Origin of the sequence: Desulfobulbus rhabdoformis, assembly GCF_016919065.1 — a bacterium.
Lineage (GTDB): Bacteria > Desulfobacterota > Desulfobulbia > Desulfobulbales > Desulfobulbaceae > Desulfobulbus > Desulfobulbus rhabdoformis.
Genome location: NZ_JAFFQA010000025.1, coordinates 13,347 through 38,792, shown reverse-complemented (window position 1 = coordinate 38,792; position 25,446 = coordinate 13,347). Strand labels below are relative to the sequence as shown.

General features: G+C 53.7%; 21 protein-coding genes. 13 read left to right on the top strand and 8 right to left on the bottom strand.

The genetic code is table 11. From position 1 onward, the window contains the following. The first annotated feature begins 264 nt into the window (after positions 1-264). Positions 265-885 carry an L-threonylcarbamoyladenylate synthase gene (locus tag JWJ90_RS13815; RefSeq protein ID WP_205227821.1) on the top strand — a complete coding sequence of 207 codons (621 nt, stop codon included), beginning with the start codon at positions 265-267 and terminating at the stop codon, positions 883-885. A gap of 154 nt (positions 886-1,039) precedes the next feature. Here JWJ90_RS13815 and JWJ90_RS13810 read toward each other — a convergent pair whose 3' ends face one another. The 4 genes from JWJ90_RS13810 to JWJ90_RS13795 all read right to left on the bottom strand — a co-directional run bounded on the left by JWJ90_RS13810 (position 1,040) and on the right by JWJ90_RS13795 (position 5,356). Continuing rightward, positions 1,040-1,327, bottom strand: a complete 288-nt coding sequence (locus JWJ90_RS13810; RefSeq protein WP_205227820.1) for an HU family DNA-binding protein — start codon at positions 1,325-1,327, stop codon at positions 1,040-1,042. Between the two features lie 140 nt (positions 1,328-1,467). Then, entirely contained in the window at positions 1,468-3,204 is a 1,737-nt protein-coding gene (locus JWJ90_RS13805) for a 30S ribosomal protein S1 (RefSeq protein WP_205227819.1), read from the bottom strand. A 224-nt stretch (positions 3,205-3,428) separates the two neighbouring features. Further along, positions 3,429-4,112: a hypothetical protein gene (locus JWJ90_RS13800; protein WP_205227818.1), complete on the bottom strand. Its 684-nt coding sequence runs from the start codon at positions 4,110-4,112 to the stop codon at positions 3,429-3,431. Positions 4,113-4,180: 68 nt separating this feature from the next. Next, positions 4,181-5,356 (bottom strand): type IV pilus twitching motility protein PilT, encoded by a 1,176-nt coding sequence (locus JWJ90_RS13795; protein WP_205227817.1) that lies wholly within the window; start codon positions 5,354-5,356, stop codon positions 4,181-4,183. Positions 5,357-5,459: 103 nt separating this feature from the next. Here JWJ90_RS13795 and ilvD point away from each other — a divergent pair, with 103 nt between their 5' ends. After that, positions 5,460-7,286 (top strand): dihydroxy-acid dehydratase, encoded by a 1,827-nt coding sequence (ilvD, locus tag JWJ90_RS13790; protein WP_205227816.1) that lies wholly within the window; start codon positions 5,460-5,462, stop codon positions 7,284-7,286. 314 nt (positions 7,287-7,600) lie between these two features. Here ilvD and JWJ90_RS13785 read toward each other — a convergent pair whose 3' ends face one another. Then, on the bottom strand, positions 7,601-7,801 hold the full coding sequence (locus JWJ90_RS13785) for a cold-shock protein (RefSeq protein WP_205227815.1): 201 nt from the start codon (positions 7,799-7,801) through the stop codon (positions 7,601-7,603). A gap of 819 nt (positions 7,802-8,620) precedes the next feature. Further along, on the bottom strand, positions 8,621-9,496 hold the full coding sequence (gene glyQ / locus JWJ90_RS13780) for a glycine--tRNA ligase subunit alpha (protein ID WP_205227814.1): 876 nt from the start codon (positions 9,494-9,496) through the stop codon (positions 8,621-8,623). A gap of 314 nt (positions 9,497-9,810) precedes the next feature. Here glyQ and uvrA point away from each other — a divergent pair, with 314 nt between their 5' ends. Together uvrA and secB are read left to right on the top strand one after the other, a co-directional pair. Further along, complete coding sequence (uvrA, locus tag JWJ90_RS13775) at positions 9,811-12,651, top strand: excinuclease ABC subunit UvrA (RefSeq protein ID WP_205227813.1); 2,841 nt, start codon at positions 9,811-9,813, stop codon at positions 12,649-12,651. Positions 12,652-13,043: 392 nt separating this feature from the next. Beyond that, on the top strand, positions 13,044-13,508 hold the full coding sequence (secB, locus tag JWJ90_RS13770; protein WP_205227812.1) for a protein-export chaperone SecB: 465 nt from the start codon (positions 13,044-13,046) through the stop codon (positions 13,506-13,508). 301 nt (positions 13,509-13,809) lie between these two features. Here the strand turns inward: secB and fabB are convergent, their stop codons facing one another. Then, positions 13,810-15,021 carry a beta-ketoacyl-ACP synthase I gene (gene fabB, locus JWJ90_RS13765; protein ID WP_205227811.1) on the bottom strand — a complete coding sequence of 404 codons (1,212 nt, stop codon included), beginning with the start codon at positions 15,019-15,021 and terminating at the stop codon, positions 13,810-13,812. Between the two features lie 12 nt (positions 15,022-15,033). Next, positions 15,034-15,792, bottom strand: coding sequence for an SDR family oxidoreductase (locus tag JWJ90_RS13760; RefSeq protein WP_205227810.1), 759 nt, complete (start codon positions 15,790-15,792; stop codon positions 15,034-15,036). A gap of 162 nt (positions 15,793-15,954) precedes the next feature. Here JWJ90_RS13760 and JWJ90_RS13755 point away from each other — a divergent pair, with 162 nt between their 5' ends. The 9 genes from JWJ90_RS13755 to JWJ90_RS13715 all read left to right on the top strand — a co-directional run bounded on the left by JWJ90_RS13755 (position 15,955) and on the right by JWJ90_RS13715 (position 25,441). Then, positions 15,955-16,464: a ferritin gene (locus tag JWJ90_RS13755; protein WP_205227809.1), complete on the top strand. Its 510-nt coding sequence runs from the start codon at positions 15,955-15,957 to the stop codon at positions 16,462-16,464. Positions 16,465-16,490: 26 nt separating this feature from the next. Then, a complete protein-coding gene (locus JWJ90_RS13750) occupies positions 16,491-17,201 on the top strand; it encodes a DVU0298 family protein (RefSeq protein ID WP_205227808.1) in 711 nt (236 codons plus the stop codon). A gap of 69 nt (positions 17,202-17,270) precedes the next feature. Continuing rightward, positions 17,271-18,389, top strand: a complete 1,119-nt coding sequence (locus tag JWJ90_RS13745) for a nitrilase-related carbon-nitrogen hydrolase (protein WP_205227807.1) — start codon at positions 17,271-17,273, stop codon at positions 18,387-18,389. Positions 18,390-18,401: 12 nt separating this feature from the next. After that, positions 18,402-18,593: a heavy-metal-associated domain-containing protein gene (locus JWJ90_RS13740; RefSeq protein ID WP_205227806.1), complete on the top strand. Its 192-nt coding sequence runs from the start codon at positions 18,402-18,404 to the stop codon at positions 18,591-18,593. A gap of 686 nt (positions 18,594-19,279) precedes the next feature. Further along, a complete protein-coding gene (locus JWJ90_RS13735) occupies positions 19,280-20,407 on the top strand; it encodes an efflux RND transporter periplasmic adaptor subunit (RefSeq protein WP_205227805.1) in 1,128 nt (375 codons plus the stop codon). A 3-nt stretch (positions 20,408-20,410) separates the two neighbouring features. Continuing rightward, complete coding sequence (locus tag JWJ90_RS13730; RefSeq protein ID WP_205227804.1) at positions 20,411-23,500, top strand: efflux RND transporter permease subunit; 3,090 nt, start codon at positions 20,411-20,413, stop codon at positions 23,498-23,500. Between the two features lie 124 nt (positions 23,501-23,624). Continuing rightward, positions 23,625-23,975 carry a hypothetical protein gene (locus JWJ90_RS13725; RefSeq protein ID WP_205227803.1) on the top strand — a complete coding sequence of 117 codons (351 nt, stop codon included), beginning with the start codon at positions 23,625-23,627 and terminating at the stop codon, positions 23,973-23,975. An 88-nt stretch (positions 23,976-24,063) separates the two neighbouring features. Continuing rightward, positions 24,064-24,981, top strand: a complete 918-nt coding sequence (gene ehuB, locus JWJ90_RS13720; protein ID WP_205227802.1) for an ectoine/hydroxyectoine ABC transporter substrate-binding protein EhuB — start codon at positions 24,064-24,066, stop codon at positions 24,979-24,981. A gap of 4 nt (positions 24,982-24,985) precedes the next feature. Beyond that, complete coding sequence (locus JWJ90_RS13715) at positions 24,986-25,441, top strand: hypothetical protein (RefSeq protein WP_205227801.1); 456 nt, start codon at positions 24,986-24,988, stop codon at positions 25,439-25,441. Positions 25,442-25,446 lie beyond the last annotated feature (5 nt).

The following is a 25,446-nucleotide window of genomic DNA, read 5'->3' as shown; positions in this document are numbered from 1 at the left end:
GTTATTCTCTATCACGTTGCCACCTAAAAATAAATACATGCCATAAAAAAAGACTCTCGAGGGGCAAGAGAGAATAAAAATTCATTCATTATTGCTCAATCAAGAGACAGTAGGAGTGGGCCGCTTTTTCTCTGTAATGAGAAAAAACCGGTAGCCAATCCAGTGATATCCTGCTTAAGTAGCGGGGTTGCCCACCTGCAACAGCAAGCACCTGGGCACAGGGCATACCGCCTCAACAAATGACCATCCATTGAGAATCAACCCATGGCAAAAATTATCTCTATTAACCCAGACAACCCACAGGCGCGCCTCATTCAACAGGCTGTAGATGTCCTCCGCCGCGGCGGCGTGATCTGTTACCCCACCGACACCATGTACGGTATCGGCTGTGATATATTTAATCAAAAGGCGATCAAACGAATCTACCAGATGAAGCAGCGCCCCAAAGATAAACCGTTTAGTTTCGTGTGCGACTCCCTGACCAACATCAGTCAATACGGTCACGTTGGCAACACTGCCTATCGTATGATGCGCAAAAATCTGCCTGGCCCCTACACCTTCGTTCTTTCAGGTACGAAGCTGGTACCCAAAATTATGCTCACCAAACAAAAGACGGTTGGGATACGTGTGCCCAGCCACCGTGTTTGCCTGAGCATTTTGGAAGAACTCGGCAATCCGCTCCTGAACACGAGTGCCCAGCCAAGTGATGACGACGACATGCCGGTTCGCACAGCCGATGATGTGGACCTGCTTTTTGGTAAGCAGCTCGACCTCATAATAGACAGCGGCGAAATCATTCCTGAGCCCTCGTCAGTCATCTCATTGCTCGACGATCAGCCTGAGATTCTTCGTCAAGGTAAAGGAGACCTGACACCCTTTACTTGACACATCAGCAAGCAAAGGCACCTCACGGTGCCCTGCTTTACTTCTGAATCCGTGATAGCGGGTGGCTTCAGCCATTGTCACGAATTCAGGTTCAATAAAAAAAGACCGACCCCCCAGAGAGGGGCCGGTCTTGGAGCCTGTGGAAGAAACGCGATTACTCTGCTTCTTCTATCAGCACTTCTTTTAATGATTTGCTCATGGTGAAATGCAGGGTTTTGCGGGCCGGAATGTTCATCATTTTACCGGTTTTAGGATTTTTGGTCGTACGCGGTTTACGTGTACGCACGGAAAAACTTCCGAACCCTCGGATTTCCACCCTTCTCTCTTCAGCAAGTGCCTGCGATATCTCTTCAAGAATGATTTCAACAGCTTGTGCAATATCTTGCTTGTAATAGTCACCAAGCTGTTCTGATACTTGATTGACCAATTCACGCTTAAGCATGACTACCTTTCCTCTTTAACAACCGCAACGGCAGACGGGTATCGGCACCGCTCACGGACAATAGAAAGGGCGCTTCACCAACACAGGTTGTACCTGGTCGATGAAACACCCGTTGCGTTTCAATAAGGGCGAAACTTTACTTACTTGTTATTCAGATCCTCACCAGCGGCAGCCTTCAACAGATCACCAATGGTGGAAGGTCCTTCGCTCTGAGTATTCTGGAGGTACTCTTCAGGCAGGGCACCGTTATTGTCGTCCTTCTCCTGCAGAGCTTTGACAGACAATCCAATTTTGCGATCGTCTGCGGAGACGTTGATCACCGTGGCTTTCAGGGTGTCGTTCACATTGAACATGCCAACCGGGGTTTTCACCTTGTCACGGGAGATCTCGGAAACGTGAACCAGACCTTCAATACCTTCTTCCAGCTGAACGAAGACACCAAAATCGGTCACGTTGGTGATAGTTCCCTCAACAGAGGAACCAATCGGATAATTGGAGGCAGCAGCCTGCCACGGATCCGGCTCGAGCTGTTTCACACCCAGGGAGAAGCGCTCGTTCTCTTTGTCGATCTTGAGTACAACAGCCTGGATGGTCTCGCCTTTTGCGTATTTCTCGGACGGATGCTTGATACGCTCGGTCCAGGAGAGATCGGAAACATGGATAAGACCATCGATGCCCTCTTCGATACCAATGAAGATACCAAAGTCGGTGATGTTCTTGATCTTGCCTTCGATAACGGAGCCAACAGGGTAGCTCTCTTCAACAACATCCCAGGGATTGGGCTGCAGCTGTTTCATACCCAGAGAAATACGTTTGGTCTCGGCCTCGACTTTGAGTACCTGAACCTCGATCTCTTCGCCCACGCCCACAATCTTGGATGGGTGACGCGGTTTCTTGGACCAGCTCATCTCGGAGATGTGTACCAGACCTTCAACGCCCTCTTCCAACTCAACGAACACACCGTAATCGGTGATGGAAACGACCTTGCCGGTAACGCGTGAGCCCGGTGCGTACTGCTCAGGTACACGCTCCCAAGGATCGGATTTGAGCTGTTTCACACCCAGGGATACGCGGTCGGAATCCTTGTCGTATTTGAGGATCTTGACCTCAATTTCCTCGCCCACACTGTAGAGTTTGGACGGATGGGAAACGCGGCCCCAGGAGAGGTCGGTGATATGACAGAGACCGTCCATGCCACCGAGGTCGATGAATAGACCGTAATCGGTGATATTGGTGATGGCACCACGAATGATCTGGCCCTCGGAGAGAGTGTTGCGCATCTGCTCGCGCAGGGCGCTCCGCTCGGACTCGAGGATGGCGCGACGGGAAATAACAACGTTATTGCGTTTACGGTTGAACTTGAGAATTTTAAACTCAAAGGTCTCACCGATCAGGCCATCCAGGTCTTTCACCGGACGCAGATCAATCTGCGAATACGGCAGAAATGCAGGAACACCGATATCAACGGACATACCGCCCTTGACACGATTTTCGATACGTCCCTCAATGGTCCCGTCTTCTTCCTGAATCTTGGCAATCTGCTCCCAAACTTTGATCGCAATGGCTTTTTCACGGGAAAGCAGCAGTCCGCCTTCATCTTTACGTTTTTCAATGAAGACTTCAAATTCGTCGCCGAGTGCAATTTCCCGTTCAGGATCTTCGTGGCGGAATTCAGATAGCGCGATATAGCTTTCTGCCTTGTCGCCAACGTCGATCAGTACAGCATCGTTGCTCAGCCCAACAACTGTTCCGATGGCAACTTCACCGACATTGATAACGGTGTTATTGTCCTCCTGTTCAAACAGTTCAGCAAAGCTCAGATCATCAAAGCTGGTGTCATCTGCCGCAAAAGCGGGTTGAGTTTCGTTTTTCGTCATGGAATGTTCCTGTGGTGACCGCGGACGGTCTTTGATAAGTGGTTGATACGGCGAACAAGGGGAAACTTCCTTGCTCAATGGAGTAAGAGAAGTTTATTTAACAAAGTTTTTTCTGAAAAACAACTGTTTCCTCTTGAAAAAAGGTATTTCTTCGCCTCCCAACCGAACAAGGGAACAGGGGGTGAAATCTTGCCCACACTCATGGATCGGCTTGCCCTGTGACATCACCCCCTGCCATAGGCTTCCAACTCCTCGAGAAAGGTGCCAAAAAGCTCTTCATAGGCAGGAATCGCTTTTCGCAGAATCACATCGAGATGCTTTATATCAGAAGTATTGACGGTCAGGTTGGCGCTACAAGCCAGGGCCTCCAAATCATACAGGGTGTGCAGCGAGCTTCCGAGCAGAATATAAAACATGAAACGCCTGCGATCCATGGGTAGCCGGCACATATGGGCGTGAAAAGATGATTTTTCCGCCCCTCCCTCCATATCCAGGTAAAAAGCAATGCAAGAGAAATTCACAAAACGCATTCGTTCAATGGCGTCGGCGGCGGTTTCACTGACAAAAACCTGGTAACCGACCGACTCCAGCGCTTCGACGACCTGTTTACGCTGCTCATCATCCTGGTGCAGCACCAGGGCCATGGGCACATCCTCGACCTTTTCTTCCCCCTGATAGAGGCCGGATTGCAGCCAGTCAAGGCTGGGTGGTGGAGGAGGAGTGACATGGCAGAGGGGAGGCTGCGGCGGTTGCCCGGATGAATCGAGCCCAATGGGCTCGCGACAATGCGGACATTTAATAGTCAACTGCTTTCCAGGAGCCAACTGCGACAGCGCCTTTTTTAGGCGCGCGCTCTGCTCATCACTTAAACGCAGGGTTTTTCGACATTGGGGACATTGATCCAGCATGGCAACTCCATCAAAAAATGTAACCGTGCATCGTGCACAAATGCTTCGGGACCGGATAAAGGTCGTTTTTACCAGCGATTATATGGATCCTCTTCCTCTTCTTCCATTGAGAGATTATCAATGTTTGAGGTTCGCTCGCCACGGGCAGCCTTCACGGTATCCATCCCCCGCTTGATCTCACTTCGATGCGAAGAAAAGAGCATGGCAGATTTTTCCGTGATCAGCCCGGTTTCAAACAACTCGAGCAAATGCTGGTCAAAGGTTCGCATATCCCTGGTCGAGCCCTCTTTCACCACGTTATAAAACGTCTTCTCTTCGGTCTCTCCGTTAATAATCAGATCACGCACCCGCAGACTGGTACAGAGAATTTCCAGTGCGGCAACGCGGCCTCCGCCAATTCGGGGCAGCAGTCGTTGACTCACCACCCAGCGAATGGTATCGGCCAGGCGATTACGCACCTGGGGTTGTTCGTCCTGCTCGAACATACCCAGGATACGGTTGATGGTCTGTCCGGTATCAATGGTATGCAGGGTGGAAAAGACCACGTGGCCCGTTTCCGCGGCAGTCAGAGCGATCTCCAGGGTTTCCCGGTCACGGATCTCACCAACCAACACCACCTTGGGCGCCTGACGCAGGGCGGCGCGTAGGCCGTTGGCAAAGGTATCGAAGTCATCCCCCATTTCCCGCTGATTAAAGGTCGCTTGTTTGTGCGGATGCACATACTCGATGGGATCTTCCAGAGTGACGATATGAACGGCCCGTTCCTCGTTGATTCGGTTGAGGATAGCGGCCATTGAGGTGGTTTTACCCGTACCGGTGGCACCGGTGAATAAAATCAGACCATTGACTTCCTGCGCCATTTTGGTAAAGGCATCTGGAAAGTTAAAATTTTTGATCGAGGGGATCTTCGTTTCCAGCTTTCGCAGGACAGTGGAATAGTGCCCCTTCTGCGAAAAAATATTGACCCTGAAGCGGACCTTGTCATCCAGCGAGTAGGAGAGATCACAACTCCCCTTGGTCACAAGGTCGCGGAGCAAGCGGCGATTACCACCAATCAGATTGAGGGCGAAAACCTCTGTCTGAAAGGGCGTCAACTCTGTCACCGGCGGTTCCACATCCACCGGAACAAGGGCGCCATCGCTCTCTACCTGCAGGGTCTTCCCCACGGTTATATTAAGATCTGAGACACGACTATGCTTGTTGAGCATGGCCGTGATCCAATAGTTAATCTCCTGTTGTTTCATGGCGTTTACCAGTATAGTATTGACGAGTTCGATATTATAGGTTCTATCGCTTCGGCGGTAAAAGAAAAAGAAAAAAATTACATACATTCATAGAGGTGAGGAGATGGCGAATCCACTGCGGAGTTCGGCGACAACAGAAGGGAGAAGAATGGCGGGGGCTCGTGCCCTCTGGCGCGCCAACGGTATGCGGGAGGAACAAATCGGTAAACCGGTGATCGCCGTGGTCAACTCTTTCACCCAATTTGTGCCCGGTCATGTTCATCTGCACGAGATTGGCCAGCAGGTGAAAGCCAAGATCGAGGAGTTGGGCTGTTTTGCTGCGGAGTTCAACACCATTGCCATTGACGACGGTATTGCCATGGGCCATGACGGCATGCTCTACTCCCTGCCCTCGCGCGATCTGATCGCCGACTCGGTGGAGTACATGTGCAACGCCCACAAGGCCGATGCCATGGTCTGCATCTCAAACTGCGACAAGATCACCCCCGGCATGCTCATGGCTGCCATGCGGCTCAACATTCCGGCGATCTTTGTCTCCGGCGGCCCCATGGAAGCTGGCCGTGTCGGTGACAAGGCGCTTGATCTGATCGATGCCATGATCATGGCCGGCGATGAGAGCGTCAGCGACAACGAGGTAGCCGAGGTCGAGCGCTCGGCCTGTCCCACCTGCGGTTCCTGCTCCGGCATGTTTACTGCAAACTCGATGAACTGCCTTAACGAGGCCATTGGCCTGGCTCTGCCCGGCAACGGCACCGTGGTTGCCACCCATGCCGCCCGCCTGGAACTCTTTGCCCAGGCTGCCCAGCGGATTGTCGCCATGTGCGAGGCCTGGTATGGCCAGGGGGATGCCAGCGTTCTGCCCCGATCCATAGCCAGCAAGGCCGCCTTTACCAATGCCATGGCCCTGGACATAGCCATGGGAGGCTCCACCAATACCGTACTTCATATTCTGGCCGTGGCCCATGAGGCAGAAGTCGACTTCACCATGCAGGATATCGATGCACTCTCCCGCCGCGTTCCCAACCTGTGCAAGGTTGCCCCCAGCTCCTCCTACCATGTCGAGGATGTGAATCGGGCCGGTGGTATTCTTGGCATCCTTGGCGAACTGGCCCGCGCGGGCCTGGTCGACACCTCTGTTTCCCGAGCGGATGGCTTAAGTCTGGCAGAGGCACTTGCCCAGTATGACATCATGGAGCCAGGGGCCAGTGAAAAAGCGAGAACACTCTACAAAAGTGCACCCGCCGGTATCCGTAACCTGAAAATGGGATCACAGTCCACGCTCTATTCCGAGCTGGACACAGATCGCCAGGGGGGCTGTATCCGCGATTTCGAGCACGCCTACTCCAAAGATGGTGGCCTGGCCGTTTTGTACGGTAACATTGCGGAAAAAGGGTGCATCGTCAAAACAGCCGGTGTGGACGAGTCCATTCTCCACTTCATCGGTACTGCCAAGGTCTATCACTCCCAAGAGGAAGCCTGCGATGCCATACTCGATGGATCGATCGAAGCCGGTGACGTCGTTTTTATTCTCTACGAAGGCCCCAAGGGCGGGCCCGGGATGCAGGAGATGCTCTACCCCACCTCCTACCTCAAATCACGTCACCTTGGAGCCGAATGCGCCCTGGTGACCGATGGTCGCTTCTCCGGCGGCACCTCAGGTCTCTCTATCGGCCATGTTTCTCCAGAGGCAGCCTCTGGGGGTGCCATTGCCCTGGTTCGCGAGGGGGACAAGGTTGATATCAATATTCCCAAACGGACCATCTCTCTACTCATCAGCGACGAAGAGATAGCCGCTCGCAGGGTGACCGAGGCCAGCCGTGACAACGGTGCCTTTACCCCCGACCGTGATCGCCGGGTTTCAAAAGCACTTCGCATGTATGCCCGCTTTGCCGCCTCTGCAGATCAGGGGGCGGTGCGTATCATCGACTGAGCCGAATTTGGCCTGAACGGCCCAACCTCCCCCCAATAAAAAACGCCCGTTTCTTCCAGATGGAGGAAACGGGCGTTTTCATTTCAACCTGAATCCGTGACAGCAAGTGGTCACTGAACAGCGTATTCTCTCGAATCGTTGAAGATTTTTTAGAAAATTTTATTGTGTCCAGTTTCTCCCGCTGCCCTTTGGGGCGCTGCACGTTATCTTCACTGCTCGTCACAATCCGATAAAGAGCGCTTTAACCGGTTACTCCAAACAGCAAAGCTGACGTACCAAGAACGCTCACGGATTCAGGCTCAAGGCAACGAAAATCAAAGTTTGGTGACCTTCTCCGCCGCAGGCCCTTTGGCCCCGCTGACGACTTCAAACGAAACCCGCTCACCTTCTTTCAGCGACTTGAACCCCTGCCCCTGAATTGCGGAGTAATGAACAAATACATCGTTACCGCCATCCTGCTGAATAAAACCGAACCCCTTGGAATCATTAAACCATTTTACGGTTCCCTCTGCCATTACCATTCCTCCTTGTGAAATGTGGCCAATTCTGTCGGCCTATTAGTTGCCTGAATTTGCAGAATCATAAGGGCGATATCCCTGCCGCCCTTTCCCGCTTTCAGGAAAAACCAACATCAACACATGCGCGGACAATGCCTCAACGCACGAGGCGCTCCTCAGGAACAAAAGCATCCCCAGGGGCTTGACTGCAACACATGATAGTCACCATTCTTCTCCCCCACTTGAGAACTCCAAGCGCGCTTTACCGACCCGATCCACAACGAGTCCCAGACAGGCAAGCTGAGAGTGGATTTGCTCCAGATAAAAAGGGCGGGCAGACGCGAGACAGGCTAAAAGCCCATAATAGTGGCAAAGAAGAACAGAACGGGGGCAACCACCCTCCGCCGGGTGCCAAACACCGGGCTGCAGAAGAAAAACGAAGCAACGATGCGGCTTGAACATGTGAGAAGAACCCAACAGAGTGTGTGAAAACTTGGGAGCGCAGGACGAAGAGCAACCGGTTCCCGCCACGAAGAACGTGGGCATACAGAGATATGGAACCGTTGCGTCCTTTCATAGGGCAAAGGAGCGACGCAAGGAATGAAAACGGCAGGCGCAATATGGACGTTGGAACAGGTTTGAGCGCGGAAAGGAGCTGTTGTACAGGTAGACCACAGAGACTCGAACTGTATTACCGATTTCAGGGAACAAAAAAAGGGTGTCGCCTTCATGCGAACACCCTTTTTTTACTGCAAATATTATCGAAACGCTAGAAAATTTTTAAATTTTTCTTTAATTTTTCAGGCAATTCCGCCAAGAGATTTGTACTCGCTGCCCTCATTTGGTGCCTTTGAGCAGAGGATGCCCCATCTCAGCACGCTGCTCCACGTATCGATGGGCCACCTGCCGGGCAATTTGACGAATTCTCCCAATATAGCGGGTCCTCTCGGCAACCGAAATAGCCTTCCGCGCATCCAGCAGATTAAAGGTATGCGAGCACTTCAGGCAGTAATCGTAGCCTGGAAGAATCAGCCCCTTCTCCACGAGCTTCAACGCTTCACGCTCGTAGTTATCAAAGGTCACGGTCAGATCGCCAACATTGGCCTCTTCAAAGTTAAAGGCCGAGAACTCTTTTTCCGCCTGATGAAAAATCTCGCCGTAGGTGACGTGCTCGTTCCAGGCAATATCATAGACGGAGTCAACTTTTTGCAGGTACATGGCTATACGCTCAAGCCCATAGGTGATCTCGACCGTAATCGGCTTGAGATCAACAGAACCCGCCTGCTGAAAGTAGGTAAACTGGGTAATCTCCATGCCATCGAGCCAGACCTCCCAGCCCAGCCCCCAAGCTCCCAGGGTGGGAGACTCCCAGTCGTCCTCAACAAAGCGGATATCGTGCTCCAGCAGGTTGAGGCCAAATCGCTCCAGGCTCTCCAGATACATCGCCTGCACATCCTTGGGTGAGGGTTTGATCACCACCTGATACTGGTAATAATGCTGCAGCCGGTTGGGATTTTCACCGTAGCGACCATCAGTAGGACGGCGTGAAGGCTGAACATAAGCCGCCTTCCAGGGTTCAGGGCCCAGTGCACGCAGCAGGGTCGCGGGATGAAAGGTGCCGGCACCGACTTCCATATCATAGGGTTGCATGACAACACAACCTGCGGATGCCCAATAGCTGTTCAAAGTGGCAATGATGTCCTGAAAATACATGGCGAAATCTTCGTGGTATTGAGAGTGGCTTGAAACTACATGTACCGCAGGCGCAAGCAGCGCAGCCGCAGCTGTGCACGCCCTGCGAATAAAGCAATTATTCAAGGCTCCCTTGATTGTTAACAGATAGTGGCTACAAGTATGCGGCAATCTACCATAGGCGCAAGCCATGGTAAACGAAATTGTCCACAAGGGCGTAGATGTTGGTGCTTCAGGTCAGCCCGGCCACTTTTTGCCAGCCATTGGCGCCGAAAATACATGAACCAGGTTTTTGTTTTCTGCAACAGACCTGCGCATAAGCCAAAAGACTCCTCATGGAACCGCAACACCTTCGCATTCGCGGCGCACGCATGCACAACCTGAAAAATATTTCAGTGGACCTGCCGCGCAACAAGCTGATCGTCTTCACCGGTCTCTCCGGCTCCGGCAAATCAACCCTGGCCTTTGACACCCTCTATGCCGAGGGGCAACGCCGCTATGTGGAGTCGCTCTCCACCTATGCCCGTCAGTTTTTGGGCCAGATGAACAAGCCGGATGTCGATCTTCTCGAAGGTCTCTCTCCAGCGGTCTCCATCGAACAAAAAACCACCAGCCGCAATCCCCGCTCCACCGTGGGCACGGTTACCGAGATCTACGATCATTTGCGCCTGCTTTTTGCCCGAGCCGGGCAGCCCCACTGCCCCGAATGTGGCCAGCCCATTCGTTCGCAATCCATCCACGATATGATCGAATCCATTCTGGCCCGCCCCGAAGGGGAAAAAATGATTCTGCTGGCGCCACTGGTTACCCAGAAAAAGGGGCTGCATGAGCAGGTTTTTCAACGGTTGCGCAAAGAGGGGTTTGTGCGTGTGCGTGTGGACGGCGAGATTCGCCAGCTCAGCGAGGAAATCAGCCTTGAAAAGAACAAGCACCATTTCATCGAGGCCGTGGTCGACCGGCTTGTGATCAAGCCATCCATCCGCAGACGACTCGATGAATCGGTCTCGACCGCGGTGGCACTGGGTGGCGGCACCATGCTGGCCCACTTTCCCGATAGTGGCGAAGAGGTGCTCTTCAGCGAATCCGCAGCCTGCCACCAGTGCGGCATCTCCCTGCCCGAGCTCTCGACCCAGTTATTTTCCTTTAACAATCCCCAGGGGGCCTGCCCGGTCTGCAGCGGCCTGGGCATCAACCAGTTTATTGATGAAGAACTGATCGTCCCCGACGATTCGCTTTCTCTTTTAGAAGGTGCCATTGTCCCCTGGACCAAACGCCGCCTTTCCACACAGGCAGATAACTGGATCGCAGCCTTTGCCCGCCACTATCGTTTTGACCCGGCCACTCCCTTTGCGGACTTACCAGCCAAGGTCAAGAAAGGGCTCCTCCATGGAACGGGCAAGACAAAGCTGGAATTTATACATACACGGGGTAAACGCAGCCTGGTTTCCAATCTGGCCTTTGAGGGCGTGGTCCCACGACTCAACCGCCTCTTCCGCGAGACCAGCTCTGCGCGTATGCGTGAGGAGATTGAAGGGTTCATGACCGAGCAGGGGTGCCCAGCCTGCCATGGCGCCAGGCTCAAGCCTGAGGCCCTGGCCGTGCTTGTTGGCAACTGGTCGATCATCGATCTCTGCCGCATGGCCATTGAACAGTTGATCAATGAGATGAAGACCATTGACTTTGAAGAACGCCAGTCCATAATCGCGGCCCCCATCCTCAAAGAGATTCGCGAACGCCTCTTTTTCCTCCACGGTGTGGGGTTGGGCTACCTTTCGCTGGACCGCCGTGCCGGAACCTTATCCGGCGGCGAGGCCCAGCGTATCCGCCTGGCCTCGCAGATCGGCTCCGGGTTGGCCGGCGTTCTCTATATCCTCGATGAGCCTTCCATCGGGCTCCATCAACGGGACAACAACAAGCTGATCAAAACCCTGATCAACCTGCGCGACCTGGGCAACACCGTCATCGTGGTTGAACACGACTCGGACACCATCGCCAGCGCCGACCATGTGCTTGATATCGGTCCTGGTGCGGGGGTGCACGGTGGGGAAATTTTGTATTCCGGACCAGTACCTGGGTTGTTAGACTGCGAGAACTCGCAGACGGGTGGATATCTTTCCGGACGCCTCAGAATTGAAGTCCCCCAAAAACGTCGTTCCCAGCAGATCAAAAAAGGGCGCTGTATAGAGGTGGTCGGGGCCACCATCAATAATCTCCAGAACCTTACAGTCCAATTCCCCTTAGGCGTGATGACCTGCGTTACAGGGGTCTCTGGCTCCGGCAAGAGTTCTCTGGTGATTGAGACCTTATTTAACGAAGCACAACGCTTTTTCACCGATCGCAAGGGCTATCAGCGTGGGCCGCAATTGCTTAAAGGATTGGACCTGCTCGACAAGGTGATCGATATCGACCAGAGCCCCATTGGCCGAACCCCTCGCTCCAATCCGGCCACCTACACCGGGGTGATGACACCGATTCGCGAGTTACTGGCCCGCCTGCCCGAGTCGCGGGCCCGTGGGTACCAGCCCGGCCGCTTCAGCTTCAACCTCAAGGGGGGACGTTGCGAAACCTGCGAAGGCGATGGTGTACTCCGTATCGCCATGCACTTCCTGCCGGATATCTATGTCACCTGCGAACGCTGTCAGGGAAAACGCTACAACGAGGAAACCCTGGAAATCCAGTACAAGGGTAAAAACATCGCCGACATTCTTCGGATGACCGTGGAAGAGGCTTTAGAGTTTTTCCAGAACGTGCCCCCCATTGCAGGCCGTCTACAGACAATTGTGGATGTGGGACTGGGCTATCTCAGCCTGGGGCAGAGTTCGGTCACCCTCTCTGGCGGTGAGGCGCAGCGGGTGAAGCTCGCCAAAGAACTGAGCCGCCGCTCCACCGGCAAGACCCTTTATATTCTGGATGAACCCACCACCGGCCTGCACCCGGCAGATATTCAGCATCTGTTGCGTGTACTCAGCCGCCTGGTGGACAGCGGCAACACCGTCATTGTCATCGAGCATAACCTCGATGTAATCAAGACCGCTGACTGGGTCATTGATATCGGGCCCGAGGGCGGCAGTGGTGGTGGCCAGGTAATAGCGGCAGGGACACCGGAAACGATTGCCAAGGAGCCGAAATCTTACACGGGGATGTTTCTCAAGCAGTTTTTGAACGGCAACGAGTGATTGACTTCACTGTGGGGGAAGAAGAACCTACAAGCGATTTTCTCTTGTCCTTGGCTGACTAAGCAGTTACCATGCCAGACAAGTAACAATCCGTGTGCGTTTATCTACGCCTCCTCCCTTTCAGATACATAAGGGTGTCTTGAATAATTAGATTTTTCAATCAAGGCCAGATAAGCGCAGACTTCGAGGATTGCGCAAAATTTTACCGCAGGCATATATGTGATATCGGAGTCTTCGCTTACCTCCGAGGATAAAATTTTAAGCGTGACGAGGTAAGCGCCAGACTCCGCGGGATTGGAAGAAAAAGCAATTATTCAAGATTCCCATAAGTAACCCCGCTGGCACAATCCTTTATGCCAGCTTTCATTGACTACGACAAACAAGGACAGAACATGGCTGACCAGACTCCCGAGCAACAGGATATCCCAATCTTTCGCATGCAGAAGATGTACATCAAGGATTTTTCCTTTGAGAGCCCCAATGCACCCAAGGTGTTCCTCAATAAAGGCCAAAATCCCAAAGTGGACTTCAATCTTCAGCTGAAAAATCAAAAGCTCGATGACGATCACAGCGAAGTTTCCATTGCGATCACCGCCAAGGTTCTGGATAAAAACAACGAGGACCAGGTGATGTTCATCACTGAAATCGAACACGCGGCCGTGTTCATGATGAAAAACATCCCCGAAGAGCACCACGAACGTGTACTGGCAGTGGACTGCCCCCTGATGCTCTTCCCCTTTACCCGTCAGATCGTCTGCCAGGCAGCGGTTGACGGAGGGTTCATGCCGTTTCTGATGGAGCCGATCAACTTTGTTGCCCTTTACGACAACGCCAAAAACCAGAAGCAGGACGCCTGATACTCTGCCGAGGCAGGCTTGCAGATATTAAAAAAGCGGTGCTCAGGTTGCTTCAGCCTGAACGCCGCTTTTTTGTTTGCACAAAGAAGGAAAAGATCCCGTCACTGTAGGGAATCTTGAATAATTGCTTTTTCTGCCAATCCCGGCGTCATGCTTAAAATTTTATCCTCGGAGGTAAGCGAAGACTCCGATATCATGTATATGCCTGCGGTAAAATTTTGCGCAATCCTCGAAGTCTGCGCTTATCTGGCCTTGATTGAAAAATCTAATTATTCAAGACACCCTATAGCTTCAGTGCCCCCTATTCCACCTTCCGAAAAATCAAACAGGCATTGGTTCCGCCAAAACCATAGCTGTTGCTCATCACCGTGGAGAGTGAAACATCACGATTTTCTGTGACGACATGCATACCTTCGGCCTCGGGATCCATCTCCTCGATATTGGCCGTTCCGGAGATGAAGCTATGGTTGAGCATCAGCAGGCTATAGATGGCCTCGTGCACCCCGGCTGCTCCCAGGCTGTGGCCTGAGAGAGATTTGGTGGAACTGATGGGTGGGTTGGCCGCGCCAAAGACCTCGCGGATGGCGCGAAGCTCGACCAGGTCACCGATGGGGGTGGAGGTGCCATGGGCGTTGATGTAGTCGACCTGCTCACCTGCGGTGGCAAGGGCCATCTGAATGCAGCGTACCGCTCCCTCGCCCGAGGGCTGGACCATCTCGGCACCATCAGCGGTGGCACCGTAGCCGACGACCTCACCATAGATGGTGGCACCGCGTTTTTTCGCCCGTTCATACTCCTCGAGCACCACGATACCGCCACCATTGGCCACGACAAAGCCGTCCCGGTTACGGTCATAGGGACGTGAGGCCCGCTCCGGGGTTTCATTATACTTGGTGGACAAAGCTCCCATGGAATCGAACATGGCGGTCTGGGTCCAATGCTCCTCGTCCGAGCCACCGGCAAAGACAATATCCTGTTTTCCCAACTGAATCTGCTCCATGGCCGCGCCAATACAGTGGGACCCCGTGGCGCAGGCTGAAGAGATGGAATAACAAAGTCCTTTGATACCGTGGGTGCTGGTCAGGCAGGCGGAAACCGTGCTCGACATGGTGCGCGGCACCATGAAGGGGCTCAGTCGCTTGAGTCCTTTTTTGCGCATGACATCGGCGGTGGCGACTACATTCTCCGCCGAGGTCCCGCCGGAACCAATAATCAACCCGGTCCGAGGGTTGGAGACCTCATCAACCTCCAGCCCGGCATCGGCAACCGCCTGGGAGAGAGCAATGGAGGCGTAGGCGGCGGCATTGCCCATGAAACGCAGGCTTTTCTTTTCCAGGTGTTCTTTCACGTCAATCCGGGTAAAACTGCCTACCTGAGCCCGCAGACCAATCTCCTGGTAGTACTCATGAAACCGGGCTCCGGAACGGGACTCCTGCAGGGACCGCAGCACCTCGGCCGTGGTATCCCCCAGCGGCGAGACAATCCCCATACCTGTAATAACTACTCGTCGCATCAGCTCGTACCTTTACTCGTCTCGATGAATGGCCAGGGGGCCGCAGCTCTGGCAGACCGGCATGACCTCTACAGTGTTGATATTCACATGCGCTGGCACACTGGTCACCCAATGCACAATCTCAGCGATATCCACCGGCCTGAGCGGCTCGGTGCCCTTGTACACCGCGTCGGCTTTTTGCTGATCACCGTGAAAACGAACCACGGAGAACTCGCTCTCAGCCAATCCAGGCTCGATATTCGTCACTCGGATCTTGGTGTGATTCAGATCGGTCAGCAGGTTCCTGGAAAACTGTTTGACAAAGGCCTTGGTGGCACCATAGACATTGCCGCCCGGATAAGGGTAGTTGCCGGCAATGGACCCCATATTAATAATGTGTCCCTGATTGCGCTGAACCATATGCGGCAGGATGCAGCGTGTCAGGTAACAGAGCCCCTTGACATTGGTGTCGATCATGGTATCCCAGTCGGCAATGTCGGTCTTGTCCGCTCCGGCAAGCCCCAGGGCCAGCCCGGCATTATTAACCAGCACATCTATATATTTAAACGCTTCAGGCAGGGCTGCCACCATGGCTTCAACCGCCTTGAAATCACGCACATCAAGTTCAGCAATATGGACCGGCACCGCTGCTCCCAGCTCCTGGGAAAGAGCCTGCAAGCGGTCTGTTCGGCGCCCGGTGAGAATCATTTGCCAGCCATCGGTGGCAAAACGTTCGGCACAGGCCTTGCCAAATCCGGAAGTAGCCCCGGTAATACAAATAGTTTTCTGCATAGTTCACTCCTTATCGTCTCTCAAGGGAAACAGGTTTCCCTAAAAATGACAACAAATTTCCAGAATGCCCTAGAATTCCTCATGGTTGTGCTTATAATCCTTTCATTGCAATTGAGAATAATTCACCACTTATCGACCTGCTCCCCAAGGAGAACATGAAAGATGAAGAAAAAAATGCTCAAAGCCCTGAACGAACAGATCAATGCAGAAATGTTTTCATCCTACCTCTACCTGTCAATGGAATCCTATTTCCAATCGATCAGTCTCACCGGCTTTGCAGCCTGGATGCGGGCACAGGTTCAGGAAGAGATGATGCATGCGATGAAGTTCTACGACTTTGTCAATGAGCGTGGCGGTAAAGTGACCTTAGAGGCCATCGATAAGCCCGAATCCACATGGGATTCGCCCCTGGCAGCCTTTGAGGCAATTCAAAAGCACGAGGAACATGTAACCAACCTGATCAATGATCTGGTTGACCTTGCGATCAGCGAGAAAGATCACGCCACCAATAACTTCCTCCAGTGGTTTGTCTCCGAGCAGGTGGAAGAAGAAGCCTCGGTCGGCGAGGTTGTCGAGAAACTCAAACTGATAAAAGACAACCCCTCCGGGTTATTTATGATGGATGCCGAGTTGGGCAAACGTGTTTTCACCATGCCCGCCGCGACTGAATAAAAACCACCACTTGTTATTGTGATATTGTGAGTAGCCGCACAAGCAAAAAAAAGGTCCTGGCCCTGTTTCAAGGCCAGGACCTTGACCAGATTCAAACAGCACTTGACTGTATGCCTGCCAAAGATGCGGTCAACGCCCTGTTTTCCCTGATCTGCCGTGATGAACTCAAGCTGCGCTGGAGGGCCATCACCTGCATGGGAACCCAGATAGCACGCTTGGCCACCGAGGACATGGAAGAGGCGCGGGTAATGATGCGCCGCTTTCTCTGGAGCCTGAACGACGAATCCGGCGGTATAGGCTGGGGGGCTCCCGAGTCCATGGCGGAAGTCATGTGCAATCATACCCCACTGGCAGAAGAGTATGTGCACATGCTCATCTCTTACATGCGGGAGGATGGTGACGAGTTGCACCAGGACGGTAACTATATAGAGCATCCATTGCTCCAGCGTGGATTGCTCTGGGCCGTGGCCCGACTGGCGGGGTGTAAGCCGGAACTTCTATTGACAAGGGGAGCGGAAAAAGATGTGCTTCCCTACCTTGCCTCAGCAGACGATGAGGTTCGAGGACTGGCAGCCCTTGCCTGCGGGCGTTTGGGTGTCGCAGAGGCAAAAGATGCTCTGCAACCGCTTTGTCATGAGACAGCCACCTTTTCCTACTACCAGAAGGGGGAACTCATCCAGGTAAGCCTTGGCCAACTGGCCCAAGAGGCGCTGGAAGCACTGGGGGAGGTATCCTGAATCCGTGACTACGGGTGGGTACTGAACAACGAAACGGACGCACCGATGACTACTCACGGATTCAGGGATATGCAAGACGACCTTTTTCCGGCAGCAAGCTGTCTTCAATTTTCCATTGAGCTGGGAGAGATAGAGACTAATCTTCAACGCGTACAGGCCTTTCTGGAAGCACAACCGCCGGTGCCTGGAACCCTGGTGGTCCTTCCAGAGATATGGGCCACGGGATTTGATTACCCCAGAACAGAGGAACTGGGGCAGCGCACATCGGAAATACTTGCATGGATGCAGGAAACGAGCAAAAAAGGAGGCTTCTTCCTAGCCGGTTCCCTGACCAATCCCACTCTTGAGGCGCCCCGTCCTTTCAACACACTTTTTCTCATCGGACCTGAGGGGATGCTGGGATCAGTCTCTAAACTGCATCTCTTTCGTTTCTGGCAGGAGGACAACCACTACGCTGCAGGCAAAACAGCTCCCCTTTTGGCCTCACCATACGGCGTAATTGGCGGTCTGGTCTGTTATGACCTTCGCTTTCCCGAGGTGGCCCGACGTCAGATTTTTGCCGGTGCCCGCCTACTCATTGTCTCTGCCCAATGGCCTCTCAGCCGACTTGATCACTGGCAAACGCTTTTACGGGCACGGGCCATTGAAAATCAATGTTATATTGTCGCCTGTAACGGTTGCGGGACCACAGGCACCATGGAGATGGCAGGCCACTCCATGATCATTGGACCCGATGGTCAGATACTGGCCCAGGCGGGTCAGGACCCCACGCTCATTACCTCGCCCCTCGATGCGGCAGTGGTCGACCGGCAGCGCAATCGTTTTTTTCCTGCAGGTGAGCGGGCCTGGACAGGGCAGGACAAGGAGAAAATCGTTTCTCTTGATCGCCTTCAGGACGAGCTTTTACGTATCAGTCGCCATGGCTGTCGTTTCTCTCTGGTGACTGGAAATTTCTCCCGATTCGAGGCTGACCAGGTAGAGCAACTGGAGCAGGCTCGCTCTCAGGCGGATGGTCTGGTGGTTGGCGTTCTGCACAACGGAGATGCCCTGCCAGGCTCTGAGAGCCAGGCACAAAAAGCGCGAATCCTTGCTGCCCTGGGATGCGTGGACTTTGTGGTTTCATATACGAAAGCCGAACAGACACAGCTCGAACAACTGTTCGACCAACCCATTCACCCTACCCTTTGAGGAGGAACACATATGGCAACCCTGCATATTAACGGCATGAAATGTCAACATTGTCAGAAAGCAGCACAGAAAACCCTGGAAGAGCTCGGTGCCACCCAGGTCGTGGTTGATCTCGAAAAGGGCGAAGCCAGCTACGAAGGCAGCCCGGACAAAGAAGCCCTGCGCAAGGCTCTGGCGGATAAGGGGTTTGAGTTAGCTGACTAATCTCCCCGTCTCCACTCGTTCTCCCTTCCTATTGGGGCTAACCGCATTTTTCTCTTCGAGAAATACTGCGGTTTTTTTATTGCCGCGCAACGGTTCCCCAAGCAAATTCCACGGAGACCGGTGTCCCTGGTTGACCAAGTCTCGTCGGGGTGTTACCTTGGCCCAACCTCACCCCGGATTACTCATAAACATTTTGTTTCAACTGGAGAAATATACACAAAAAAACTCCTGCAACGAAAGAATCTCACGCGGTCTTTGAACACAAGGGTGTCTTGAATAATTAGATTTTTCAATCAAGGCCAAGGATTGCGCAAAATTTTACCGCAGGCATATATGTGATATTCCGAGGATAAAATTTTAAGCATGACGCCGGGATTGGCAGAAAAAGCAATTATTCAAGATTCCCACAATGTTTACCACTGGTCAGTCCAGGCAACGCCATCTTCTCCAGTATTTTGACAAGGAATAGAGCCGACGACACTCTATCGCCCAAAACTTTGAATCTGACGCTGCCTGAACTGATGAACAATCCGGGCTAAACCTGGCAACTTTTTCAGCATCTAAAAAAAGCCCTTCATCCATGGGCACATCCCTACCATCACGGTACCATTTCTTCATCATACAATAACCTGGCGGCTTGCGCGCTGGTCTCTGAGCTGCTTTATCTCTAACCTGGAGAGCGGGTAATGAAACTCAAGGTAATTTTCTTTAGCATCGCAGGTATCGCTGTGGTGGTCGGCCTCCTGGCCGGGACTAAGGTCCTGCAGATCTCCACACTGATTGAACAGGGCAAAAAAGCGACCTTGCCCCCGGCTATCGTCACAACCTTTGAGGCACAGGAACAACAGTGGGAATCCCTGGTCAAGGCTGTGGGCTCTCTTGAAGCGGTTCAGGGAGTTACTGTCACGTCCGAGGTATCCGGCAAGGTGGTCAAGATAGCCTTTGACCCCGGCACCCAAGTCAAGGCGGGTGACCTGCTTGTGCAACAGGATATAAGCGCGGAAGAGGCTCAGCTCCGTTCGGCAGAAGCCGCCGTCGAGCTGGCCAAACTGACCCTGATCCGTTCCAAGAAGATGCTTGCCACCAAGGTTGTTGCCGAATCCAATTACGATAACGCCGAGGCCACGCTCAAACAGGCCCGGGCCCAGGCCGACAATATTCGTGCGGCCATTGCCAAAAAGACTATCCGCGCCCCCTTCAGCGGGAGGCTGGGCATTCGCCAGATCAATCTGGGCCAGATCATCAAAGAGGGCGAGCCGATCGTCTCGCTCCAGGCACTGGACCCCATCTATGTCAACTTCCTCGTCCCCCAGCAACAGCTGCCTCTACTCAAACTTGGTTATACGGTTCGCTTAAGTTCGGACGGTCTTCCCCCGGAGCGGGAGGTTGTCGGCAAACTCACGGCAATCAATCCCAATGTGGATTCAGCCAGCCGCAATATTCGAGTCCAGGCAACAATCAGCAACCAGAATGAAGAACTTCGGCCTGGTATGTTTGTTCAGGTGGCGGTGGTCCTGCCCAAGGACAAACCGGTCCTGACCATTCCTGCGACCTCGGTACTCTACGCCCCTTACTCGGATTCGGTCTTTCTGGTCGAACCGGCCCAAGAAGGGGGGAAGGGCAAGGTCGTCCTCCAGCAGTTCATCCGCCTGGGGGAGCGACGAGGTGATTTCGTTGCCGTTACCTCTGGCCTGCGGCCAGGACAGACAGTGGTGAGCAGCGGTGTTTTCAAGCTGCGTAACGGCCAGAGTGCGGTCATAGACAATAGACTCGCACCGGAGGTCAAACTGCACCCCGAGCCCAAGGACAGCTGAGCCATGAAATTCACCGACATCTTTGTTGAGCGGCCGGTGCTGGCACTGGTCACGAGCCTGTTGATCCTTATTGCCGGTCTGCAGGCCATTGGTTCGCTCTCAGTGCGCCAGTATCCACGCAGCGATAATGCTGCGGTCACCGTGACTACTGTCTATACCGGGGCCAGCGCAGAGCTGGTGCGCGGTTTTATCACCACTCCACTGGAACGTGCCATCGCAGGCGCCGACGGAATCGATTATCTCAAGTCCGAGAGCTCCCTGGGACGCTCTGTGATCACAGCTCGGTTACGGCTCAACTACGACCCGATCAAAGCGCTCTCCGAGATCAGCTCCAAGGTCGATCAGGTCCGGGGCGACCTGCCGCCTGAGGCAGAGATTCCCATTATCAATGTGGAATCAGCTGATTCCCAATTTGCTTCCGCCTATCTCAGCTTCACCTCGGATGAACTCAAGCAAAACGAGATCACCGACTATCTGGTGCGGGTCATCCAGCCACGGCTCTCAGCCCTGGAGGGCGTGCAGCGGGCCGATGTGCTCGGTGCACGCACCTTTGCCATGCGCATTTGGCTTGATCCCGTTCGCATGGCCGCCTTCAACGTCAGCCCGGGGCAGGTTCGCCAAGCCCTGGCCGCCAACAACGTGCTTGCCGCAGTCGGTAAAACCAAAGGATCGCTGGTGCAGGTCAACCTCACCGCCAATACCGACATGCGCTCAATTACGGACTTTAAAAAGCTGGTGATCCGCGAGGATGGGGGGGCCATTGTCCGCATCGAGGACGTGGCTAAAGTTGTCCTGGGTGCAGAAGATTATGAAGCGGAGGTACGCTTCTCCGGCCAGACCGCTGTGTTCATGGGAATCTGGCCCCTGCCCAATGCCAACTCCCTGGATGTCATTAACTTGGTACGTGAGGAGATGAAGGATATCTCCGCCCAGCTCCCCACGGGCCTGACTGCGCAGGTCGCCTACGACGGCACCGACTATATCAACAATGCCATCAAGGAAGTCATCAAGACTCTGAGTGAGACCCTACTGATCGTGGTGGTTATCATCTTTCTCTTTCTTGGCTCCATTCGGTCCGCTCTCATTCCTGTCGTCACCATCCCCATGTCTCTGATCGGCGCGCTCTTTCTGATGCAGATCTTTGGCTTTACCATCAACCTCTTGACCCTTCTGGCTATTGTCCTCTCCGTGGGACTGGTGGTTGATGATGCCATTGTTGTGGTGGAAAATGTGGAGCGGCACCTCAGCGAGGGGAAGACGCCCATACAGGCGGCGCTGCTCAGTGGCCGGGAGTTGATCAGCCCACTGATCTCCATGACCATCACCCTGGCCGCTGTCTATGCGCCCATTGGTCTGCAGGGGGGGTTAACCGGAAGCCTCTTCCGTGAATTTGCCTTTACCCTGGCCGGGGCGGTCACCATCTCAGGTTTTGTTGCCCTGACCCTCTCTCCCATGCTGTCATCACGCCTCTTGCGAGCAGGCATGAACCAAAAAGGACTGGCCGGTCGCATCGAGCGCGATTTCACACGGCTGCGTGAGCTTTATGGCCGCTGGCTCAACCGCACCCTGGATAACCGGCCAGCTGTCTATCTGGTTTGGGTCGTCCTGGGACTGCTGGCCATTCCCATGTTCTCCATGTCGTCCAAGGAACTGGCCCCCACCGAGGACCAAGGGGTCATCTTTGGTATTATCAACTCGGCGGCCAACTCTACCCTGGACCAGAACTCCTTTTATACTGCTGCGGTCAATCAGGCCTTTCAGAGTGTGGAGGAGACCAACTTTGTCTTTCAGGTTACCCAGCCCAACTCCGGTTTCAGCGGCATGGTGGTGGCCCCCTGGCAGGAGCGTGAACGCACCATTTTCGAGATCATGCCCGAAGTGGCTAAAAAACTGCATATGATCCCAGGCATTCGCGTACTCCCGGTGACTCCCCCCGCCCTCCCCGGTGGCGGCCAGTTTCCGGTTGAATTTGTCATCGCCTCAACCGCGGACCTGGATCAAATCCTTGGTTTTGCCAAGCAGCTGCAACTTGCAGCCATACAAAGTAAGATGTTTGCCTTTCCGCCGCTGATCGACGTCAAAATCGATCAGCCCCAGTCCGAGTTGGTCATTGATCGCGACAAGGTGGCCGATCTGGGGCTCAACCTCCAGCAGATCGGCGGAGATATCGCCACCATGCTGGGCGGCAACTACGTCAACCGTTTCAATATTGCCGGTCGTAGCTACAAAGTAGTGCCCCAGGTTATGCGAGTCGATCGCCTCAACCCGGAGCAGTTACAGGAGATTTACGTCACCGGGCCAGCTGGTCAGCTGGTGCCGCTCTCCACCATCGCCACCATAAAAGACACCACGGTGGCCCGCTCGCTGAATCGGTTTCAGCAGCTCAACGCGGTCACCATCAGCGCCTATCCGGTACGACCGCTGGATGAGGCCCTGCGTTTTTTTGAAGACGAAGCCGCCAAGATCCTGCCCCAAGGCTACACCCTGGACTACACAGGCGAATCACGTCAGCTGCGGGTGGAAGGCAATACCTTTCTGCAGGCCTTTGGCCTGGCCATCATGCTGATCTTTCTGGTTCTCGCTGCTCAGTTCAACAGCTTTCGCGATCCCTTTGTCATCCTGGCAGGCTCTGTGCCACTGGCCATGTTCGGTGCCCTGGTCTTCACCTTTTTGAAGATGCCTGATCCCAACGTGCCGTTTTTCACCTCGGGCTGGACCACCTCGCTCAACATCTATTCCCAAGTGGGCCTGGTCACTCTAGTGGGCCTGGTTTCCAAGAACGGAATCTTGATCGTTGAGTTTGCCAATAAGATGCAGCTCCAGGGATTGAGTAAAAGGGAGGCCGTCCTTGACGCAGCTATGACCCGTTTACGGCCCATTCTTATGACTACCGGCGCCACCATTGCCGGTCATTTTCCGCTGACCTTGGTCACAGGTGCGGGCGCTGCTGCCCGTAACTCCATTGGTCTGGTGCTGGTAGGAGGCATGGCCATTGGCTCTCTGTTCACCCTGTTTGTCATCCCCTCAATTTACATGCTGGTCGCCAAGGATCACGCAAAGGATCGGCACACCTCAACTGAAAGCAACAATTAAAAGCAAAAGGCTAAAACACCATTTGCTTTCTTGGCACAGGAGCTACAATAGAAAAAGCATCTTCACAGGAATCCGTGACAGCGAGAAGTGCTCACGGATTCCGGCCTATTAGACGGAGGACTCCATGCAGAGACGCCCCTCATCGCTCACTATCCTGATTCTCTCACTGACGCTCTTCAATACACTCTGTACAAATGGACTTGCCTTGGAAAAAGACTCCACCCTGCCCGATGATCCGGGCCTCATGATGTCCACGGATCTTGTCCTCGCCAGGCCAGTGGGGGCGGCAGCGACCGTTACCGGCTTTGCCCTGTTCCTGGTCTCTTCCCCCTTTTCCCTGCTGGGCGGCAACGCGGGTGAAGCTTGGGATAACCTGGTAGTTGCCCCGGCTTCTTACACCTTTCATCGCCCTTTGGGAAATTTTGATAAACCAGACCCCAATGAACAGCCACAGCCGCCCATGGAGGCCCGATAACCCTCCTCGGCTTTCTGCTTTTTAGCCATCCACATCTTTTTCCCGGCAATCAAGCCCCCGGAACGCATCCGAGATTCAGGGAGGAACGATGGACCCTAAACAGTACGCTGCAATGAGGGGAAACAGGGGCATCCAGCCTTCAGGCCCTTCTTCCTATCCTCGCTCCTGGAGCATTTCTCTTGCCGCAGTTCTCCTGCTGTTGGCGATTACTCTAGGCATCAATACATTTTTCACAGCCAATGAATCAACAGCCGAACGTGTTGCCCGCACCCAGGTAGTGCGTATTGGATATGCCGTCGAAGCTCCCTTTGCCTTTACCAATGCAGAGGAAACCATCACAGGCGAATCTCCGGAAGTGGCCCGGGCGGTCTGGCAACGGTTGGGGATCAAACGCATTGAATGGATCCGGACCGATTTCGGTTCCCTGATTCCGCAACTGCGAGCCGGTCGTTTCGATCAGATAGCCTCTGGCCTCTTTATTCGTCCTGACCGCGAAAAGCTGGTTGCCTTCACAACCCCATCGCTCTGTTTTACTCCGGCACTGCTTGTTCACAGGGGCAACCCTCTCAATCTTCACAGCTATGCAGATATTGCCCTGCACGAAAAAGCTCACCTGGCGGTCATTCAAGGCGCTGTTGAACGGGAAGAAGCGCTGCGCTCAGGTGTCCCGCTGCAGCGCATAGTTACATACCCCAACGTGCTGCTTGCCCTCGATGCCCTTAGAAATAATCTTGTTGACGGTCTTTCTCTCAGCAGCCCTACCATCCGCCGACTTGCAGAAGAAAACAGCGATTTACAGCAAGCCACTCCTTTTGCCGCTAGCTACACGCCGCCCGGCTGTAGCGCCTTTGCCTTTCGTAAGCAGGATGCAGCGCTACGCCAACGCTTTGACCAAGCACTTCGGCAGTTTCTTGGCAGCTCGGAGCACATGCAAATACTGGAAAGCATTGGGCTGGATGCCTATGACCTGCCTTCATCCATTTCCTTTGATAAACGGGAGAGTTAAATTAATGCTTCTTTCACGACTTCAGGACAGCACCCAAGGTTCAACGTTTCGCAGTGAACGTGCCCTGATTTTGCTTGGAGTCATAGCTCTGATCTCCTCACTCATGCTCTGGTGGGCAGGCCACTTGAACCGAACAGCATACCCCCAGCATATTGCCATCAACGACAATCTCCAGCAGGCCATGCGCTCGATGAATAGGGCGGTACTGTCACTCAATCGTTATCTGGCCGGAGAGATGGGAGAACGACAGGAGATTATCGCCCACCTGGATACATCCCAGCTCAAGATACGGGACTGCCTTGATGGACGATCCACCCTACACGGTATAGAAGCAGTCAGTCCCACGGGAATAACCAAACTGCTCTTTCAATCCTATGCAGAATCCCAGGCTCGTCTGGACCATACCATCCGAGCTCTCATGGATACCCAAAAGTACCAGCCCCCCTCCGCATTCAATTAATCAAG

Bases quoted from the DNA above. Each gene is read 5' to 3' on its own strand.
- JWJ90_RS13815 (WP_205227821.1), top strand. From the start codon at position 265: ATGGCAAAAATTATCTCTATTAACCCAGACAACCCACAGGCGCGCCTC.
- JWJ90_RS13735 (WP_205227805.1), top strand. From the start codon at position 19,280: ATGAAACTCAAGGTAATTTTCTTTAGCATCGCAGGTATCGCTGTGGTG.
- JWJ90_RS13715 (WP_205227801.1), top strand. From the start codon at position 24,986: ATGCTTCTTTCACGACTTCAGGACAGCACCCAAGGTTCAACGTTTCGC.
- ilvD (WP_205227816.1), top strand. From the start codon at position 5,460: ATGGCGAATCCACTGCGGAGTTCGGCGACAACAGAAGGGAGAAGAATG.
- ehuB (WP_205227802.1), top strand. From the start codon at position 24,064: ATGGACCCTAAACAGTACGCTGCAATGAGGGGAAACAGGGGCATCCAG.
- JWJ90_RS13795 (WP_205227817.1), bottom strand. From the start codon at position 5,356: ATGAAACAACAGGAGATTAACTATTGGATCACGGCCATGCTCAACAAG.
- JWJ90_RS13805 (WP_205227819.1), bottom strand. From the start codon at position 3,204: ATGACGAAAAACGAAACTCAACCCGCTTTTGCGGCAGATGACACCAGC.
- JWJ90_RS13785 (WP_205227815.1), bottom strand. From the start codon at position 7,801: ATGGCAGAGGGAACCGTAAAATGGTTTAATGATTCCAAGGGGTTCGGT.
- JWJ90_RS13745 (WP_205227807.1), top strand. From the start codon at position 17,271: ATGCAAGACGACCTTTTTCCGGCAGCAAGCTGTCTTCAATTTTCCATT.
- JWJ90_RS13810 (WP_205227820.1), bottom strand. From the start codon at position 1,327: ATGCTTAAGCGTGAATTGGTCAATCAAGTATCAGAACAGCTTGGTGAC.
- JWJ90_RS13755 (WP_205227809.1), top strand. From the start codon at position 15,955: ATGAAGAAAAAAATGCTCAAAGCCCTGAACGAACAGATCAATGCAGAA.
- uvrA (WP_205227813.1), top strand. From the start codon at position 9,811: ATGGAACCGCAACACCTTCGCATTCGCGGCGCACGCATGCACAACCTG.
- JWJ90_RS13800 (WP_205227818.1), bottom strand. From the start codon at position 4,112: ATGCTGGATCAATGTCCCCAATGTCGAAAAACCCTGCGTTTAAGTGAT.
- fabB (WP_205227811.1), bottom strand. From the start codon at position 15,021: ATGCGACGAGTAGTTATTACAGGTATGGGGATTGTCTCGCCGCTGGGG.
- JWJ90_RS13740 (WP_205227806.1), top strand. From the start codon at position 18,402: ATGGCAACCCTGCATATTAACGGCATGAAATGTCAACATTGTCAGAAA.
- glyQ (WP_205227814.1), bottom strand. From the start codon at position 9,496: ATGTATTTTCAGGACATCATTGCCACTTTGAACAGCTATTGGGCATCC.
- secB (WP_205227812.1), top strand. From the start codon at position 13,044: ATGGCTGACCAGACTCCCGAGCAACAGGATATCCCAATCTTTCGCATG.
- JWJ90_RS13725 (WP_205227803.1), top strand. From the start codon at position 23,625: ATGCAGAGACGCCCCTCATCGCTCACTATCCTGATTCTCTCACTGACG.
- JWJ90_RS13730 (WP_205227804.1), top strand. From the start codon at position 20,411: ATGAAATTCACCGACATCTTTGTTGAGCGGCCGGTGCTGGCACTGGTC.
- JWJ90_RS13760 (WP_205227810.1), bottom strand. From the start codon at position 15,792: ATGCAGAAAACTATTTGTATTACCGGGGCTACTTCCGGATTTGGCAAG.